The following is a 17,384-nucleotide window of genomic DNA, read 5'->3' on the forward strand; positions in this document are numbered from 1 at the left end:
TCAGTACACTCCAGTCTCAAGCCAACCCTGCCTCTTGAGGTGCCGAATCAGAACCCGCCCCTCAGGGGTAAAATCAGTGCCATAGCGAACAATGCCCAGGTCTTGCAGTTCAGCATCAATGGAATAACGCAAATGTCCCGGTGTTTCCTGCTGCTGCATCGTTACCTGAATTCCTTTTAGCCGCGGTTCATACTTCAACAAAACCTGAGAAAGCGTGCTAATAAGCTGATGTGCCGTACCTGGCATACCCTGGAGGATTTTGGTCATATCAGGCAAACCATAATCGGGTATATGTTTGAGACTACCTGCACGAGTATTCAAAATGCGCTGCATATTATCGAGGACGGATAAGATGACCTGCGTGTTTTCGCTGACTGCGTGCAAAGGAAAACCACCGGAAAAATTACCCAGCAAGATGTCATAAAGTGAAGGCTGCTTGACCATTACTCGCCCTCCTGCGCCATGAGTGCCAGAGTCTGGGTATTTAATTCGATCACTCGCGCATTATCAGGATCGAGATCTTCACGACGTAATACCACGCGCCAAGAATCTTCAGACAGATCGGGAGAAATAAACATTCCCGCCACGGCAACATATTGCGCTTCGTTTTCGAATGGAATATCGACAGCTACGCTTTCACCTGGTCGTACCCGAACATCTCTCTGAGCCAATAAATCTGCTTTAACCACCGTGCTGTCTTGTGCAAATAAAGACTGATAATTAGCCGAGTCAAATGCTTTACGATCTTTGAGTTGGTAAATACGTACGACCGTCGAAAGCGCGATGCCCTGTGCATTTTTATTAGCAGCTTCTCTGGCGGAAAGATCCAAATGCAGCGTTTTAATTTCCTTATAAAAGATCGACTTTGTTAATGACACGGTACCTTCAGATACTTTTTGCGTCAGACCACATCCGGTGACCAGACTGGTCATTCCGGTTATTACGGCAAAATTAATAGCGATAATCGCCAGTCTCATCGGCTTCCCTCCGCTGATCATGTTGACTAAGGCTCTGCCAAAGCCCAAGTTTAATTGTTATATGTTGATTCTTCGTTTCCGGGTTATCCAGACGCATAACGGCCGTACGGCCAAGCTGAACTGCACGTTCGCTTTTATTACTGGTAAGTTGAGCATGCGGAAGCGCCGAGCGAGGAATACGTAGTTGCAGCCTGGCATTCACTCTGGCACCTAAATAAACGTGCATCAGCGCGAGAAAATCATGATAAAGCTGGCCGCCCGGTAACCAGTCACGAACCTCATCGGTAACGCTCGTTGTAAGCGTAATGAGTACCTGACTGTTAATATCTACGGCGCTGCGTCCCATCACCGGACGAGAGTGGAGGCTAACAGGTTGCCGCGTGCTCATTTTTAACGCCTTATCCAGCAGGATTAAGCGTTTATCATGAGGAGTCACGGTAGTATTTGTTGTTGGCGATAATAAAGAAACCAGCGCGGATATACCTTCCGCCGTACGCGTTGGCATTCTCATTATTCCCAGCAGCGCCAAAAAACGCGATAACGGGGTCTCGGTTTGTTTGCCGCATCCCGGAATCCCCAATCCGGTCAACCCCAGTAAATATTGTGATGTTTCATCTGTTCCGCCTGGTCGAAAGGTCGCTGGATAGCTGTATTTTCGCCAGATTCGGTAAAACTGCGTAATTAAGCGATGGTTAAAAATATCCAGAAACTCAGCGGCAACATCCGAACCGTCCTGGCGCTGGGCGATATCATCCTGATAGGTCGTCGGCAGCGGCGATTCCACGCCATACAATCCCATAAAAGTGACACGAACCGTTGGCGGCAGTGTGGGTTGCTGCGGATCATATTCTGCACTTTTAAGCTCACCCGCCGGAAACCCCATCCCCGGATGAGGGCGAAAACGAATGGCATCGAAGCGCGGACTTTGTTGGCTCCCAGGACCTGGCGCTTGCGGGTTCCCTTGTTCCAACAACTGACAAAAACGATAAAAATTGGTACGTGGCAGGTTTTCGCCAAGGCTATTTAGCAGCCGGGTAGCCGCTGATTGTGATTCTCTTTCCATCGCAAGCTTTTCCCTGCCGGCTGTATGATTAAAGTAAGCTGATTAAACAAATGAATATCCGCATACAATGCAAAAAAGCGATTAAGCATTTCACCAAACAGATGAATATCGCCTTCACCTGTAAATCCGTTCTCATCAAGCGTTATTTCGATGTCCACCCCACGAAGTAGAAATCCTTTTTCAAAGCGCTGTATTTCATGTTGTTGAACATTCATGATCGCATCCAGGCGACGATAATTAAGCTCATCATCCTGCCAGTTATAGAGAGACAACGTTCCTTTGAGCACTTCAGCGCTGGCCATCATATTCAGAAAGCTGGAGCCCAGGTGGCTCAACACTCGCCAGTGAAAACGATCCTCAGCGGGAGGGTAAGCAGGTAGCGTCGGTTTACACAGATTGCGCACGGCAAGGGGCGTCTGGAGGATCTGCTCACAACGATTGAGCAATGTACTTTGCAGAGCTCGCCGCGGTAGTTGACCGTTTGTGCCGGTCACTTTCAAAGACAAGGTTTCATACTCAGCAAGACGATCCCGTTCCCAGGCATCTCCTCCGAGGATCAGCCATGTATCATATAATCCGGATACGCCGCGTCTGACGCGAGTATGGTAATAACGCTCGGGCGCGTTCCGGCGCATCATGCCTCCCTTATGGCGAAAGCTGGTAAAAGGAGCATAAACAGCATTACGCGTTCGCTGTGAACCTGAAACCGCATCGACTGCATAAATTTCCGTGTGGCCATCCTGCAACCTTCGCGGACGCAGCAAATATTCGCTTTCCAGACCATTAACTACCAGCGGATCGGCCTCAATCGTGAAAAGATTAATAACCGGAACGCAATGAAGACGGATATTTTCACTCCCCACAGGAAGCTCAGAACTCCACTGTTGAGTCAGTACCGCTTCTATTTCAAAGCAGTCTATACCCGCAGGAAACGATATCTTTTCCAGACCGTTAAGATGGACAAACATAAATTTTTCGCGGAACGTAAAATACTCAAGCAACAATTGCCAACCGCCAAACGCCGTATCGCCTTTTGGCCACAAACTGTCTTCATCGGCAAATCCGCCCGGGGAAAAGTAACCCTCCAGTCGAATACGTTCTACGCTGTTGGGGAGTCTCAAATAAAGAGAAGCCAGACGCTTTGTCAAAGCAAGGTGCAGCGCGTGGGTCACCGGCGCGTCACCGCTGAGGTAAAGGCTGAGGTGCGTCAGATCGGTTTGCGACCAGTCCATCTGTGGATTGCACTTTATTCGCATACGGATGACCGAGCGCCCATCAGGTTCGGCATCAATATTCACCGCCACGACAGACAGCGGATTAAGCGTAACGGGCTGGGTAGTACGATACTGACATACCGTTTTTTTAGGGCCAACGGGCTGTGACAATATGCCAAACCTCGCGTTAATCCGCTCGCTCATTTTCAGCACATCAATATCAGGTAAAAGCTCGACAACACTTAAGGAGGGAATGGTACGTAAATAATGCGGCCACAGCAGACTCATCAAGCCTTCGGTAAATTCAGGGAGATGATCGTCAATTTTAGCGCGCAATCGCCCCATCGAAAATGCAAAACCTTCAAATAATCGCTCCACATACGGATCGGGAATGCCGGCTTTATCCAGATCCAGCATCGCTGCACGATCCGGATGCGCCTGTGCAAACTCTTTTGCCGCTTCCCTTAAATAACGCATTTCCGCGTCATAATAACGCAGAGTTAAATCTTCCATTTTACAGTTCGCTTATTTAGTTTTAGCCACACAAGACGGCAGCTCTGGCGGGATCAATGGCGACCAAACCGGACAACAGGGAGTCCATCTCTGGTGCCAGACGCGCTTTGTCACTTTCACTGCGGTTGGCTTTTAAACGCAAAAGTTTCAGCCGTCGCGCTTTAACTTCAAACATCAGGTCAGGCTCCCATTGTTTGAGAGTGAGAGAGTGTGCTGTGGTATTCAATTCGCCAAGCAAATGCAGCGCGAGATCGTTGCGCCCACATTGTTCGGTCAGACGGGCCATCAACAACTGGCGTAACCAACGCTGTCGACCTGAAATAATGCCGGGGCGTGCCTGAAGCCAGGCAAGTGCTGCTTCAACGCCTTCGCTATCCGCCAGCGTCAGAGCTTCGCTTTCAAGTAGCAGAATATCGTCGTCCGCTCCTGCACTAACCGCGGCGATTTTTTCAGTCTGCCAGTCGCTTTCCTGCAGCACGTCACGAGCTATCCACTCGCGGGTGACATCGTCAGCAAAGGGGGTTCCATCGTTAAAAGCTAGCGTTTCCAGACCCGGCATCCGATGTAGCAGCATTTTCAGATCACTGATGATAATCGCGGCATTTTTATCCCAAGGCGATCCCGCCCTCATTAATGCCTGATGAAGGTACCACTGCACGTCCAGCCAGAAATGATTCACTCCCTCAACAAATAAGCTATCCGTTAACTCAATCAGTTCGGTCCAGCTTTGCTGCAAATACAGACGTTTGAGCTGCGCGCGATAATCACTCTTGGGCGGTACCAGGCGCGTACGTCCGGCGCCATCTGGCGGAGGAAGCTGGCTGACCGTATCGAGCCGCACACTTTTCATCAAATGATGCGCCGCCAGCCAGCCATCCGGCTGATCGCTTAAGTATTTTGCCAACACCCGTGCCTGTTCCAGCAGCTCACGACCAGAGGCAATACCTTTGAGGACGGGGGTTTCTGCGCTGTGCCGACTGGGCTGAGCACTGATATTTTGCGGTACCAATGCCTGAGCGCCGCCAGACTGTGCCAGCCGATTCTCCAGCGCGCTATACAACGCCCCAAGCCCTGGACGAATACTCTCCTCTCGCTGACTAAACTGCTGCTCAAGCAGCATCAGCGCACCGGCGATCCGTTGCGCGTCAGGTCGTGAAACTTCGGGAAAACGCGCCAGACTATCCAGCATCCTTCCACCTGCCAGCCATTCAAGGGCGGCCTTATGGCTGTTGGCTCTTAAGGGATGGAGAGAATCGCCATATTGCTGCATCAGGCCAGCCAGCAAATTCAGACCATCCGCCAGGCCGGACTCACCATCCTGATGCAAACGCGCCCATATGTAGTAAGTGACAACGCGGACATCTTTACAGGTGTGGGTCAGGATTTTTTCCGCAAGCTCAATGATGAGATCCGTTTGCGCGCCTGAAAGTTTATTCACCTCCTCTCGCATGCGCTGAAAATCATCGTCATAGCCAGGATCTTCACCACCAGGTTTGGCTACTGAAATTGGCAATAGCCAGTTTTGCCATAGCGCAGTCTGCGTTTGCGCCTGTTCCATTAGTTGCTGTTGTTCTTCTGGCGAAGTCGTGCTGGCTGCCAGTAGACGTTTCAGAGCGCTCATTCTTCTTCCTCTGAGGAGATCTTGCCGCTTACAACAAAAATTGCTTCTGGTAGCTCAAAATCGCGAAGTTTGAGTAATACAAGGGGACCTTCACCGGCTTCAGTTCGCAGGGTATAGTTCAGCGGCAATCCATCCTGCGCAGTCCAGCGCAGATTAAAGCCGCTGCTCACGCCAGCATTGTCGGTTATCTCCGCTTTCTCAAGCAGTCGGATCCACCCCCAGGTACCGGGGTTATCTGAGTAGATTCGGGTTCCCGAATTGGTGCTCACCCAGCTTAGGGTTGCCCCTGACGCTTGCGTATCAGCAGGCCAGACAACGTTTTTCCACGCTGGCATCTGATTAACGTAAGTGAGTTTCTGCCCATCCAGCACGAGGTCAGTCTGCATCACGTCGCGCGCCGTTCCAGGACGCAATTCAAAACGCATCCCGGCTTCTCCACGAATAAATGCGACATCCGCAATTTGACTGAGTTGGTCCATCGCCTCGAGAAACGCCGGATTAAACTCCAGCCCCTGAGCATTCACCGTGTCGGCAACCCAGTGACTTCCCTGTTTATGCAGCACACCGCTTAAATGACTTTCGAGAAAATGCGGGATTCGCCCATTATCGCTTCGCAGATATTGCGCCAGCAGCGGCAGAGAAGCCTCACTGCCAACATCGCGAAACGGATAACGTCCGCCGAATGCGCTGTTCCAGTCATTCACAATCAGCGCCTTCCATTGCGCATTCAGGCCCGCCGCGGTGGGTTGCAACACCTGCTGCCATGACTGCTCCAGTGGCTGAACAAACATCGTTTGACCAAATCCACTCCATGCTTGCCCCAGACTGGCAGCCACCAGATTGCCATAGTCACGCGTGGTGGTGAGATCGATGGTTTTACCCTGAAACACCGTTTGCGCCAGGGCCTGGCTCATGCCTTGCGGATCGGCAGCGTTAGTAATCTGCTGGAGTTTCAGCCTGACCTGCGTTACCCGGGTCAGGTAGGTTTGCAGACTCAGATGACTGATATCCTGCCCAGCCGATTGTTCATCCATCAATGCCAGGATTGGCGAGAAGGTACTCGCCATAGGGCCTTCTTCCCGCGCATGTTGGTCAATGATTTGATTTTCTTTGGTGTTAAATAGATCCTTTGCCGACTTCACCAGCGAATCCGACAGCGCTTCTCCGGTTAACCCTGTGCGTCCCTGAACGGCGAGCGTATTCATTAACGCAACCAGAGGAGACTGACGGATATCTGCAATCAACGTGAGTTGATCGATAGCATCACTTAGCGTCTGGGTGCGCTTCGAGCGAATACTGTTGAGAAAATCCAGCCAGTTGTCGGCAAAATCCGTGAAGTAACGCTCGCTAAGACGCGCCTTTAAGGCCTGTGGAGAGAGAGGGTCGCTTGCAGAATGCGTATCATCTCCCAGCACCTGATCCATTTCTTCCCGACGGTTGTTGACGATTTTCTCAATAGCAGGCAAAACCTCCTCTTCCCAGGCTTTGCGGGTATACACGCCAGCAACCGAATTCCGGGTATAAAATACGTGCTCTGCCCGAGTCTCGCCGGTCATGTCTTCCAGACGAAGATCGGTGTAATGTGGCGTTACCTGTTCAATGATTTTCTGATACAGGGCGGCTTCACCATTGCGGATCCCCATCTGACGAATTAACAGCGCTCGCACCTGGCTAATAAGATTTTTATCGGCTGCTATCTTCCATTCAGGATGCGCCTGAAGGTTCTCTCCCCAGAATTGCCAGAGCCCAGGGCCAACGCCCTGCCATGATGCGCGCGAAATACCCGCTCGCTCCGGCCAGTCTTGCATCAGCGCCTGACTAAAAAATAACGCCTCCATCTGCTCAGGCCGGGAAAGCATCAGATACATTTTCAGCTGGTTGTAGGCGATCTTTGCCCGGGCGGCAAACTGCGGGCTGTCTGGAGCCAGTCGGGTTAACGCCGTTAATTCCTGGGTAAGATGTTGGGCGGCTTCATCACGCAAGAGTGGAATAGCGATACGTGTATAACGCGGCCATAGCGCATCCAACAGAGCATCATTTTGGCTTAAGCCGAAGCGGTAGTACCACGGCACCCCATTCTGCTGACGCCAGCGAAGCTGACCAGGCGTTTGCTGCAGAGCAGACAGCGCCGTAAGACGCTCGGCGAGCGGTTTATCCACACCGCCTGCCAGGCTCGCCTGGTCCAGACTTTTGCCGATCAGATTGCGACTAGCCAGAAAAGACACCACCATTCCCGCCCCCCATAGCAGCATCAAACCGGCTGTACAGACGGCCAACACGCGCATCCCTGAACGGCCTGTACGCTGTGCCTTTAGTTCAGCAGGTAACGCAGGGAGTGAATCAAGCAGCGCACGCCAGCGCTCATCACGCATCCAGGCATGCGCGATGAGCGATGAAGTATCTTCCGCATACTGGCTCAGGATTACCGCCGCCAGCGGCAGAGACCGATGCGGACTGAAAAAAGTGGACAACGATTCGCTGATGGCTTCTGCATTAGGCATCAGCAAGTTAGCCATTTTTAGTAAGAAGTTATCGCGGATATTGCGCGTAACCTGCTGCGTGCCCTGCTCCGCCATCTGCATTGCCAGCGAGGTCAACTGCGAACGACATAAAGCCGTGGTGCATCCTGCAGGGAACAAACACGTCGCAGAGTGCAAGGTTACGTCATCCCGGACGAATTGAGCGCCATTCAGCGACCAAAGGTATACCGGTACTCGCCAGCGGAGCGTGGTAAAAACAGCCTGAAGATGGCGGGCGGCATTATCTATTTGTTCTGCGGTTAAAGAGACAACAGGTGCCGATTGAACCAGTGTATCCTGGTGCTGAAAAGTGGGGGTTACCCATACAATCCCATCCAGCGGACGCCGATGCAGCTTGCGTATCGCATCAAACAACGAGGCATCTGGCGTTTCAGTGAGCGTACCTCCCCAGATTAACACCACGCCATCCCCTTCAACCCAGCGCTGAGTGGTGAGTTTTGGCACCAGTTGCTCAACCTGAGAGGCATCCCCCATCACCAGCAGGATACGCGTTTTGGCGCGCCAGCGGCGACCGTAACTCTGACGAAGATATGTAAGTACATGATTTAAAATTTCAGCACGACTATTTTTAATAGCTTTCTTTGATTTACGCCCAGAATTACTTAAACCAGACAATAGGTTAAAACGCTGAAAATAACTTCTTGAAATAATCATTTGCCATAAACGAACAATTGCATCATCAAAAAGTAATATTGTGATACATATACCAGCAACTATCAGTGACGCATTTAGTTTTTTCTCCATGGTTGAAATATGAATCAATGGATTTTCTACCCAAATGAAAAATCCCCCCGTAGCTACTATCAGCATAACAATAAACCACGTACTTACACGCTTATTATTTTTCACATCATCACCCTTCATCAAGGTTATACCGGATGAACAATAAGCATATGAGTGGTTTTATCATTAATTAATAGCCATTGTGCCATATTTGATTTAACAGCATGTTCGTTAGCACATATTAAAATAATATTCCCAACTACCGAGTTCAGCTTACCAAATGTATCATCCAACACGAAATCTCCTTTTTTCGATAACATATATCCAGATTGTTCCATTGACTGGAGTACCAGAGCCAATGTTTCGCTTTGTGTCTGGCTACGCCAAAAAAACCACGGCAGATCTGTCGTTATGTTTCCCCATAACGTCACGGTTGTTACTGATTCCCCAGGCTCGTCCATAACTACCGGACGATGTATCCATGACTGCGGTGTTACATGATGTTGAGTTAGCCAGTCTGGTGAGGCCAGCAATATAGCAGATACCGATTCGACCTGCTGGTCTCGTGGTTCAAGAAACAAATTAATCTCAATAGAAAGAATTAATGTCGACTCCTGATAATCCAGACACTTATCAATCCACATTACTCCGTCACTTTCTGCGCAGATAGTCAGATTTTTGTCATCGAAAGAGAATAAACAAACCCGACGCCAAACGGTATTAATCGTTTCATTCTTCAGCGTACCATCATGTTGAATACGGATATGGAGACTTCCAGAAAATTCCTCGAATTCTGGTTGTAACTGTCGAATAATATCCGTCAGTAATTGTTCCATGCGTCGCAGATAACCGCCCTCACTCACATCTCTAAGTTGTGGGGAAATTAGTGCAGTACTTAACATCCTCTGATATTGAGGGTGAAAAAATGGTTGAAGTTCACTCCCCCCTTGTAAAAGCGCCGCTGCCAGTTTATTTCTGGCGACTGGAGTAATATATGCTGTTGCCAACACCCCCATAGCTAATTTTCCTAAAGCAACCTGCTCATCGTATTGCTGCTGGTGTAAGTGATTCCACCAGATGACACGATCACGTTCATTTTCATAACGTCGCAATTGAAAAACATAACCTATAGAACTAATTAAAAAAGGAACAAAAAGAGAGCAAAACCAAAACCAGATTGTATGTGTAGATTCATTTTCACGCCAAAATGAGAATACTAATACTGCCCCAAAAACAATACAGAGAAGTATGGTAATTAACCAACGAAATTTATCTGGGGGAACTGGTAATTCGGTTTTCTCTGGGATCTTTTTAAGATCGATTGGCATATGTTACAGCCTTCCAGCAATAGGTAATGAGGAAATTAATGTACAACCACATCCACAACGGTGACCATGGAGAGCGATAGGCTTACCATTAATTCTGGAACCGAAATCTCCTTCAATTATAATTGTTTCGCCATGTATTGGGCAGAAAACTTTATCCAGCATACAAGAAACCGGCAATCCCATAAAAATAACGCCAGAACTCCCTTCAAGGACAATACCGCCATGAGTCGTTTTATCTGAAAGACGAATAACGCCAAGCATATTTCACCCTCTTTATTTCGAACAAAACTATCCGATATCAACTGATAACATCTTCCACATGCTCTCTTCCTGGATCATAATAATAGTAATATCGAATACATTACCATCATTAAATTTAACACTTCCTGAAAGTACACCTCTGCCACCTTCGACGGATATATTATTAAAACTATAATCCTCTATATTTTCAAAATTATAAGATTTCATTGCCAACTTAAAATCTTCACTTGTGATCTTCTCGCGCATCTCACTAGCAGTTTGTGCATAGGCTAATATATAGGAATTTTCACGTAACAAATCTATTTCAGCTCTTGCAGCCTCCTTAACGCCTGTCGTCATAAAAAACACAAAGGAAAGAATAGATATTGTTAGAATAGCGATAAATGCCAGACAGGCAAAAACTTTCAATTTTGCTGACCGCTTCTTCCCAACATAAAAAGTTGATTTTATTCGCCAACCAGATTCTTTTATGACATTAAAAATAGGAGCGGTGACACTGGATGATTCAAAATCGTAACTGTAAACCTTTCCTAACTCTCCATTCTTCTTTAGTCCCCAGGCTCCACCTAGTTTGAATTCTTTCCTCCGACCTAACTGAAATTCTTTTTTAAAACCAATTTTTTCCGGTCCAGCCTCCCATTCACTACTGGTTGATTTCTCCTGATAGCCAACCTGCTTACCAACATCATCAAATAAAAGCTTGATCTGAAACCTTCCTTTTAAACCGCCAACACCATAGATATTTTCCCATTTCGCATCGACATAATCACAAATAACAACAAGGTCATTGCCATCCTCCTGTATAGTAAATGGAGCATCATGATATTCATTTAAATCCAACAATCGTTTTTTTAAGGAAATTAAGGAGCAAGGTCCCGATGATGGCGCAGACATATTTTGAGGCATAATTCTCTCTTCTCAATTAATAAATAACAGTAAACGTTTATTTCACCGCCTCCGCAGCGTTCACCGCACAGCGTACAGTGGTGCCATCGGGATAAGGCTTGTCTTTAATGGCATAGCCGCGAAAAAAGGTCAGGCCCACATCAAACCCGGGTGAAGGATTGTCACCTCCGCGGCGGACCTTCATGTATTGCCCATTATCGTCATCCAGAATGACGCCCTTCTCCGGACCCTGCGGATCCTGGCGCGGGGATTTCGCGTAATAGTCCGGGTCGTACCAGTCGCTCACCCACTCGTAGCCGTTCTCTGACATGCCGTACAGCCCGCCGGGGGTCGGCGGATAACGATCGACGGCATAACGCACGAAGGAACTGTCCACCCCGGTGGCCTCTTCCGTTGCCTGGCGGTCCTCGCTGGTACCGTAGTTTTCACCGCGCCCGGTTTTCTCATCCTCACGCCAGTCACCGTCATCCGTTGCCACCAGAATATACTGACCCCGGTCACGCGCCGCGTACTCCCACTGCGCTTCCGTTGGCAGGGAAAACGCCAGCCCCGTCTCCTTTTTCAGCCAGCGGCAGTAGCTGTCGGCCTCGCGCCATGACACCACCGCCGGACTGTTTTTAAAATGGTTCATATCCGCCAGCGTTTTATTATCGTATTGATCTTTGTAACGTAACTCCGGTAGTCCCGCCATTTTCAGATAAAAAGCGTAATCCTCATGGGTCACCTTGAAACGACCGATGGAATAGCTGCTCAGCGTCACCTCATGCAGGGGTTTGGTGTCTTTTTCCGAAGAGCAGCGTGCGCCCTCGCCATGCGTGCGGGAGCAAAAATCCCCCATCCAGAATGTGCCGCCCGGAATAAAAACCAGATCGCCGGTAATGCGTTGCAGGTATTGTGCTAATTCCGCGTTATCCCGCACCGCCGGTTCCGGTTTATCGCACCCGCTCAGCAACAGCAGTAACGCCAGGCTATATTTTCCGACCGTCATTTTACCGCCTCCGCAGCGTTCACCGCACAGCGTACAGTGGTGCCATCGGGAAAATAGTTATCCTTAATGGCATAGCCGCGAAAAAAGGTGAGGCCCACATCAAACCCGGGAGAAGGACGATAACCTCCGCGGCGGACCTTCATATATTGCCCATTATCGTCATCCAGAATGACGCCCTTCTCCGGACCCTGCGGATCCTGGCGCGGAGATTTCGCGTAATAGTCCGGGTCATACCAGTCGCTCACCCACTCGTAGCCGTTCTCTGACATGCCGTACAGCCCGCCGGGGGTCGGCGGATAGCGATCGACGGCATAACGCACGGAGGAACTGTCCACCCCGGTGGCCTCTTCCGTTGCCTGGCGGTCCTCGCTGGTACCGTAGTTTTCACCGCGCCCGGTTTTCTCATCCTCACGCCAGTCGCCGTCATCCGTTGCCACCAGAATATACTGCCCCCGGTCACGCGCCGCGTACTCCCACTGCGCTTCCGTCGGCAGGGAAAACGCCAGCCCCGTCTCCTTTTTCAGCCAGCGGCAGTAGCTGTCGGCCTCGCGCCATGACACCACCGCCGGACTGTTTTTAAAATGGGTCATGTCCGCCAGCATTTTATTCCGCCATTCTTTATCAAACTGCTGGGCAGGTAACCCCGCCATTTTCAGATAAAAAGCGTAATCCTCATGGGTCACCTTGAAACGACCGATGGAATAGCTGCTCAGCGTCACCTCATGCAGGGGTTTGGTATCTTTTTCCGAAGAGCACCGCGCCCCCTCGCCATGCGTGCGGGAGCAAAAATCCCCCATCCAGAACGTGCCGCCCGGAATAAAAACCAGATCGCCGGTGATGCGTTGCAGGTATTGTGCTAATTCCGCGTTATTCTGCCCCGCCGGTTCCGGTTTATCGCACCCGCTCAGCAACAGCACCAGCGCCAGGCTATATTTACCGGTCATTTCACCGCCTCCGCAGCGTTCACCGCACAGCGTACAGTGGTGCCATCGGGATAAGGCTTGTCTTTAATGGCATAGCCACGAAAAAAGGTGAGGCCCACATCAAACCCGGGTGAAGGATTGTCACCTCCGCGGCGGGCCTTCAGGTATTGCCCAGTTTTTTTATTTTTGATGACCGGAGTTTCCGGACCCTGCGGATCCTGGCGCGGAGATTTCGCGTAATAGTCCGGGTCGTACCAGTCGCTCACCCACTCGTAGCCGTTCTCTGACATGCCGTACAGCCCGCCGGGGGTCGGCGGATAACGATCGACGGCATAACGCACGAAGGAACTGTCCACCCCGGTGGCCTCTTCCGTTGCCTGGCGGTCCTCGCTGGTAGCATAGTTTTCACCGCGCCCGCTTTTCTCATCCTCACGCCAGTCGCCGTCATCCGTTGCCACCAGAATATACTGCCCCCGGTCACGCGCCGCGTACTCCCACTGCGCTTCCGTTGGCAGGGAAAACGGCAGCCCCGTCTCCTTTTTCAGCCAGCGGCAGTAGCTGTCGGCCTCGCGCCATGACACCACGGCCGGACTGTTTTTAAGATGGGTCATGTCCGCCAGCGTTTTATTTCTCCATTCTTTATCAAACTGCTGGGCAGGTAACCCCGCCATTTTCAGATAAAAAGCGTAATCCTCATGGGTCACCTTGAAACGACCGATGGAATAGCTGCTCAGCGTCACCTCATGCAGGGGTTTGGTATCTTTTTCCGAAGAGCAGCGTGCCCCCTCGCCATGCGTGCGGGAGCAAAAATCCCCCATCCAGAATGTGCCGCCCGGAATAAAAACCAGATCGCCGGTAATGCGTTGCAGGTATTGTGCTAATTCCGCGTTATTCTGCCCCGCCGGCTCCGGTTTATCGCACCCGCTCAGCACCAGCACCAGCACCAGCGCCAGGCTATATTTATAAATTCGGTTATTTTCCATTAATCGTTACTCTCCCACTTTTGCTGATACTGTGGTTCAACCGGTACAAAATGACACAGTGAGCTATAGAATGGGTTGTCATCACAATGCAGCTTATATTGCTTACTGCAGTTCGGAGAAAAAGAATAGCCGTAGGTTGGTTTTTCCTTTAAACGTGACACGAGCTCATCGAAATCGCGTAGTTCTAGTTTATCGATGATATCATCCAGCCCGTCATCACTATCAATGCCCGTCTGCAGGAATATCCGGATATTCTTTTGTGCCATTTTAACAATCGCATCCTCATTACCCGGATACACCGTTCCCATTGCGGTAATGCGCGTCAACACCTTTTTCCACTCCCGCTTGGTTTGAATGCTGGACAAAATAAACAATACCGCTTTTTTTCGTTCATGGTTGGTATCCGGGATGAAACCATCCCCCTGGTTATTGATATCAATGCGATCGTACGCACCGTCTAAGGTCAGGATATACAGGGCAGACCCTTTTGCCTCCGGCGAATAAAGATATACATTGCCAGGATTGCTATTAATTTCAGACGCGAATTTATTGCGTTTTGCCGACTGGTCTCTTGCCGTCATAATTTCTGTAAATGTTGATTTAATAAAATCAGTAAAATCATCTAAAACATCTTTAAAATCAGCAACTACTTCATCATAATACTCTTGATATTTTTTCTCCTGGTCCATCAACAAAATATATCCCAAAGCCTTAAATGCTTCTTCCTCAATAATCACCCAGTGCTTATAATCCATACCATAGAGTTGATAGATAACCCATACTGCGAACTCCATAAACAGTTCAGGATTAATCTCACCCTCCAAAAGTCCCTTCGCGCCCGGCCCCAAACACAAACTGCCATGAATATGGAACCTGAATCTTCCTTTAACAAAGCGAACCCTAAATTCACCGCTGGCTCCAGCGCCTAACTGAACCTCGCCACCAACTTTAAGTGAACCAAAATTCTGAAATGTTCCCAAGTGATCGTCTTTCTTTTTATCATTCTCTTGTCTGAGTTGAATTGATTTTGCCATCGTTGCGGAATCAAGCATTAATTCAGGATCAAGACCTAACTTTCTTAACATGGCCGGGATTTCCGCGACCAGTGAAGTGAAGGGCTTCAGCCACTGTAATGTTCCCCCTAAACTAGCGCCGACTTTAGCACCACCAAAGGCTTCAGCTTTTACTTCCAGCCCCTTTTTTGCTTTGCCTTTATTACCTTTAACTTTTACACCTTCTTTTCGTTCTGCAAATGTCGAACTTTTGGTGCGATTACCCATTAATAACTGTTTATTATTATGAGTCACAAACTGGAGGTTAGCTTCTACCTTAGCCGACGCGCCAACATACCCTGTTAACTCCCCGTCGATCTTTGCCCTCAGCACACCAATATTGGCTTCATCCTTGTCATTAATCATAAATTTAAGCAGCCAGCCGGTTCGGTCTGGAACATAAATAGTAGAATTAACTTTCCCGGAAAAAACCGTGAGTTCGGCCTGAGCCTCACCTTTGATTTGTGCTTGGCCAGTATCAGGGTTCCAGCTATTAAAAGTGGAAGCATTCGCTGTCAGGCGCATAAATTGAGCACCTGCGGAAACATCAATATACTCCCCTGTTTTGTTATAGGCTTTATCATTCCACACAGAAGCCCATTCAGTTAATGTATCTTCATACTTGATGTTGGCACTAACAATCATTGTGCGATCCATCATTTGTTTAATCTTTACCCTGGCCGCTTTCAACTTCTCTGATAAAGATTTTATATCAATACCAATAATATTATTGTCTTTATCTTTGGTGAAAATCTTATCACCACTAAAATCATCCACGGAAATCACTGTGAATTTTTCTTCAAACTTCTTATAATCTTCTTCTTTTATATAGGAATAAAATCGACCAAATGCCTTTTTTTTAACATCTTCAATAGGTATTAGTTCAATTATGGGTTTGTATCCGCTTTCTTCCCTGAACTCGCCTAACTCCTGTTGTAGATTTTTAGTTGCTGTTTGTAGGTCACCTTCGGCCTTTGAAATTTCCTTTTCCAGTTCAGGCAACCGGTACTTATTGGCAGTATCCTTTAACTGCACACCATATTTTTCAATAGCGTTTGAATATTTTTTCTTTGCAAGATGATGTGTGTTTACCAGATTGCTCAGATTGCTCATTGCGTCCTCAAACGCGCTGGCATCCGCTTCATCAATAAAGATTAATTGTAATTTTTCAATCCTGAAATAACACTGACAAGATTTGACAATCACAATTTTTACATTTGATTCAATCTTCTTCGTTTGATGTTCTGCTACTGGCGTATCTGATTCGCTCATAATCTTTTCCCTGATTATTCAGATGTATAAATTAATGAATTATCACTTCACCGGACTTGGGTGGTTAACGGCGCAGCGCACGGTTTTGTCGGTTGGTGGATAACCTTTATTTCCCGGATCGGTTTTATAGCGCACCATGGTCAGCCCGCGCCCCGGCCCTGAGTAGTCCTGGCTGCGCAGCACCCGCGTGTAGTACCCGTCCAGGTCTTTGAATACCGGCTGCTCCGGGCCCTGCGGGTCTTTTACCGGCGAATGGCTGTAGTATTCCGGGTCATACCAGTCCTTCATCCATTCCCAGCCGTTTCCGGCCATGTCGTAAATCCCCAGCGGATTGGGGGGACGGAAATCCCGGGGAAGCGGGGAAGCAATATCTAAAGAGCTTTCGCTTTGACGGGCATAAATCTCCCGGTCCGTGGCGGTGGCTACATTGATACCTTTCTGACCTTCAATACGTATCGTGCCATCGTCGGTGGGCGCCACCACATATTTACCCCGGCTACGCGCCGCGTATTCCCACTGTGCTTCCGTAGGCAGCGAGAACGGCAGACCCGTCACCTCCCCCAGCCACGCGCAGTACCGCTCCGCTTCGTGCCAGTCCACGCGGGCTGGCGTATCCGGGAGCCGTTTCCTGTCATTCCAGTCCCTCCCGTTTAAACGCCCCTTAACCTCCCGGCCCTTCAGGCCATTCCAGGCCAGATAAAACTGGTACTGCTGGTTGCTGGCTTTGAACTTACTCAGCGAATAGCTGCTTAACTCCACCCGGTGCAAAGGCTTGCTGTCTTTACGCCCGTCGTACTGCAGCCTTTCCACACCATATTCCTCGCCAAAATCCCCCATCAGGTATTCACCGCCTTCCACAAATACCTGCTCTGACTTTATCTGCGCCACAAACGCCTGCAGCCGGGCCTGGTCTTCCGCACTGTGCCGGGGGGTGACTGAGGTGGGGTTTTGATCGCAGCCAGATGCTGCGACCATCACAATGGCACACAGCCACAACCTGTCGTTTTTCATTATCACAGC

14 protein-coding genes are annotated in these 17,384 nt (G+C 49.2%); all 14 read right to left on the bottom strand.

The features are described 5' to 3' along the window. Genes tssE through E1B03_RS22170 form a run of 14 tightly spaced genes read right to left on the bottom strand, consistent with a single transcriptional unit; the run spans position 1 to position 17,375 of the window. Positions 1-444: a type VI secretion system baseplate subunit TssE gene (gene tssE, locus E1B03_RS22105; RefSeq protein WP_043017589.1), complete on the bottom strand. Its 444-nt coding sequence runs from the start codon at positions 442-444 to the stop codon at positions 1-3. After that, the gene (gene tssJ, locus E1B03_RS22110; protein ID WP_043017590.1) at positions 444-977 is read right to left on the bottom strand and encodes a type VI secretion system lipoprotein TssJ; all 534 of its coding nucleotides are present in this window, start codon (positions 975-977) and stop codon (positions 444-446) included. Before tssJ ends, tssE begins: the two co-directional genes overlap by 1 nt. Further along, the gene (gene tssG / locus E1B03_RS22115) at positions 952-2,040 is read right to left on the bottom strand and encodes a type VI secretion system baseplate subunit TssG (protein WP_133086929.1); all 1,089 of its coding nucleotides are present in this window, start codon (positions 2,038-2,040) and stop codon (positions 952-954) included. Before tssG ends, tssJ begins: the two co-directional genes overlap by 26 nt. Next, a complete protein-coding gene (tssF, locus tag E1B03_RS22120; protein WP_133086930.1) occupies positions 2,001-3,767 on the bottom strand; it encodes a type VI secretion system baseplate subunit TssF in 1,767 nt (588 codons plus the stop codon). The genes tssG and tssF overlap by 40 nt, the downstream gene beginning before the upstream one ends. Positions 3,768-3,789: 22 nt before the next feature. Further along, positions 3,790-5,388 carry a type VI secretion system protein TssA gene (tssA, locus tag E1B03_RS22125; protein WP_133086931.1) on the bottom strand — a complete coding sequence of 533 codons (1,599 nt, stop codon included), beginning with the start codon at positions 5,386-5,388 and terminating at the stop codon, positions 3,790-3,792. Further along, entirely contained in the window at positions 5,385-8,792 is a 3,408-nt protein-coding gene (locus E1B03_RS22130; protein ID WP_133086932.1) for an ImcF-related family protein, read from the bottom strand. The genes tssA and E1B03_RS22130 overlap by 4 nt, the downstream gene beginning before the upstream one ends. A 5-nt stretch (positions 8,793-8,797) precedes the next feature. Next, positions 8,798-9,979 (bottom strand): hypothetical protein, encoded by a 1,182-nt coding sequence (locus E1B03_RS22135; protein ID WP_043017595.1) that lies wholly within the window; start codon positions 9,977-9,979, stop codon positions 8,798-8,800. A gap of 3 nt (positions 9,980-9,982) precedes the next feature. Then, a complete protein-coding gene (locus tag E1B03_RS22140; protein WP_071887387.1) occupies positions 9,983-10,240 on the bottom strand; it encodes a PAAR domain-containing protein in 258 nt (85 codons plus the stop codon). A gap of 27 nt (positions 10,241-10,267) precedes the next feature. After that, a complete protein-coding gene (locus tag E1B03_RS22145) occupies positions 10,268-11,146 on the bottom strand; it encodes a hypothetical protein (protein WP_080626110.1) in 879 nt (292 codons plus the stop codon). 37 nt (positions 11,147-11,183) lie between these two features. Continuing rightward, entirely contained in the window at positions 11,184-12,134 is a 951-nt protein-coding gene (locus E1B03_RS22150; RefSeq protein ID WP_133086933.1) for a formylglycine-generating enzyme family protein, read from the bottom strand. Further along, on the bottom strand, positions 12,131-13,078 hold the full coding sequence (locus tag E1B03_RS22155; RefSeq protein ID WP_133086934.1) for a formylglycine-generating enzyme family protein: 948 nt from the start codon (positions 13,076-13,078) through the stop codon (positions 12,131-12,133). Before E1B03_RS22155 ends, E1B03_RS22150 begins: the two co-directional genes overlap by 4 nt. Next, on the bottom strand, positions 13,075-14,040 hold the full coding sequence (locus tag E1B03_RS22160) for a formylglycine-generating enzyme family protein (protein ID WP_133086935.1): 966 nt from the start codon (positions 14,038-14,040) through the stop codon (positions 13,075-13,077). Before E1B03_RS22160 ends, E1B03_RS22155 begins: the two co-directional genes overlap by 4 nt. Continuing rightward, positions 14,040-16,364, bottom strand: coding sequence for a hypothetical protein (locus E1B03_RS22165; protein WP_133086936.1), 2,325 nt, complete (start codon positions 16,362-16,364; stop codon positions 14,040-14,042). Before E1B03_RS22165 ends, E1B03_RS22160 begins: the two co-directional genes overlap by 1 nt. Before the next feature lie 42 nt (positions 16,365-16,406). Beyond that, complete coding sequence (locus E1B03_RS22170) at positions 16,407-17,375, bottom strand: formylglycine-generating enzyme family protein (RefSeq protein WP_246044126.1); 969 nt, start codon at positions 17,373-17,375, stop codon at positions 16,407-16,409. Between the last annotated feature and the right edge of the window lie 9 nt (positions 17,376-17,384).

This window comes from Citrobacter arsenatis (assembly GCF_004353845.1).
Taxonomy (GTDB): domain Bacteria; phylum Pseudomonadota; class Gammaproteobacteria; order Enterobacterales; family Enterobacteriaceae; genus Citrobacter; species Citrobacter arsenatis.

What these genes read in the sequence shown, in the direction of transcription:
- E1B03_RS22165 (WP_133086936.1), bottom strand. Translation starts at nt 16,364, where the DNA reads ATGAGCGAATCAGATACGCCAGTAGCAGAACATCAAACGAAGAAGATT.
- E1B03_RS22130 (WP_133086932.1), bottom strand. Translation starts at nt 8,792, where the DNA reads ATGAAGGGTGATGATGTGAAAAATAATAAGCGTGTAAGTACGTGGTTT.
- E1B03_RS22135 (WP_043017595.1), bottom strand. Translation starts at nt 9,979, where the DNA reads ATGCCAATCGATCTTAAAAAGATCCCAGAGAAAACCGAATTACCAGTT.
- E1B03_RS22150 (WP_133086933.1), bottom strand. Translation starts at nt 12,134, where the DNA reads ATGACGGTCGGAAAATATAGCCTGGCGTTACTGCTGTTGCTGAGCGGG.
- E1B03_RS22160 (WP_133086935.1), bottom strand. Translation starts at nt 14,040, where the DNA reads ATGGAAAATAACCGAATTTATAAATATAGCCTGGCGCTGGTGCTGGTG.
- E1B03_RS22170 (WP_246044126.1), bottom strand. Translation starts at nt 17,375, where the DNA reads ATGAAAAACGACAGGTTGTGGCTGTGTGCCATTGTGATGGTCGCAGCA.
- tssG (WP_133086929.1), bottom strand. Translation starts at nt 2,040, where the DNA reads ATGGAAAGAGAATCACAATCAGCGGCTACCCGGCTGCTAAATAGCCTT.
- tssF (WP_133086930.1), bottom strand. Translation starts at nt 3,767, where the DNA reads ATGGAAGATTTAACTCTGCGTTATTATGACGCGGAAATGCGTTATTTA.
- E1B03_RS22155 (WP_133086934.1), bottom strand. Translation starts at nt 13,078, where the DNA reads ATGACCGGTAAATATAGCCTGGCGCTGGTGCTGTTGCTGAGCGGGTGC.
- E1B03_RS22140 (WP_071887387.1), bottom strand. Translation starts at nt 10,240, where the DNA reads ATGCTTGGCGTTATTCGTCTTTCAGATAAAACGACTCATGGCGGTATT.
- tssE (WP_043017589.1), bottom strand. Translation starts at nt 444, where the DNA reads ATGGTCAAGCAGCCTTCACTTTATGACATCTTGCTGGGTAATTTTTCC.
- tssA (WP_133086931.1), bottom strand. Translation starts at nt 5,388, where the DNA reads ATGAGCGCTCTGAAACGTCTACTGGCAGCCAGCACGACTTCGCCAGAA.
- tssJ (WP_043017590.1), bottom strand. Translation starts at nt 977, where the DNA reads ATGAGACTGGCGATTATCGCTATTAATTTTGCCGTAATAACCGGAATG.
- E1B03_RS22145 (WP_080626110.1), bottom strand. Translation starts at nt 11,146, where the DNA reads ATGCCTCAAAATATGTCTGCGCCATCATCGGGACCTTGCTCCTTAATT.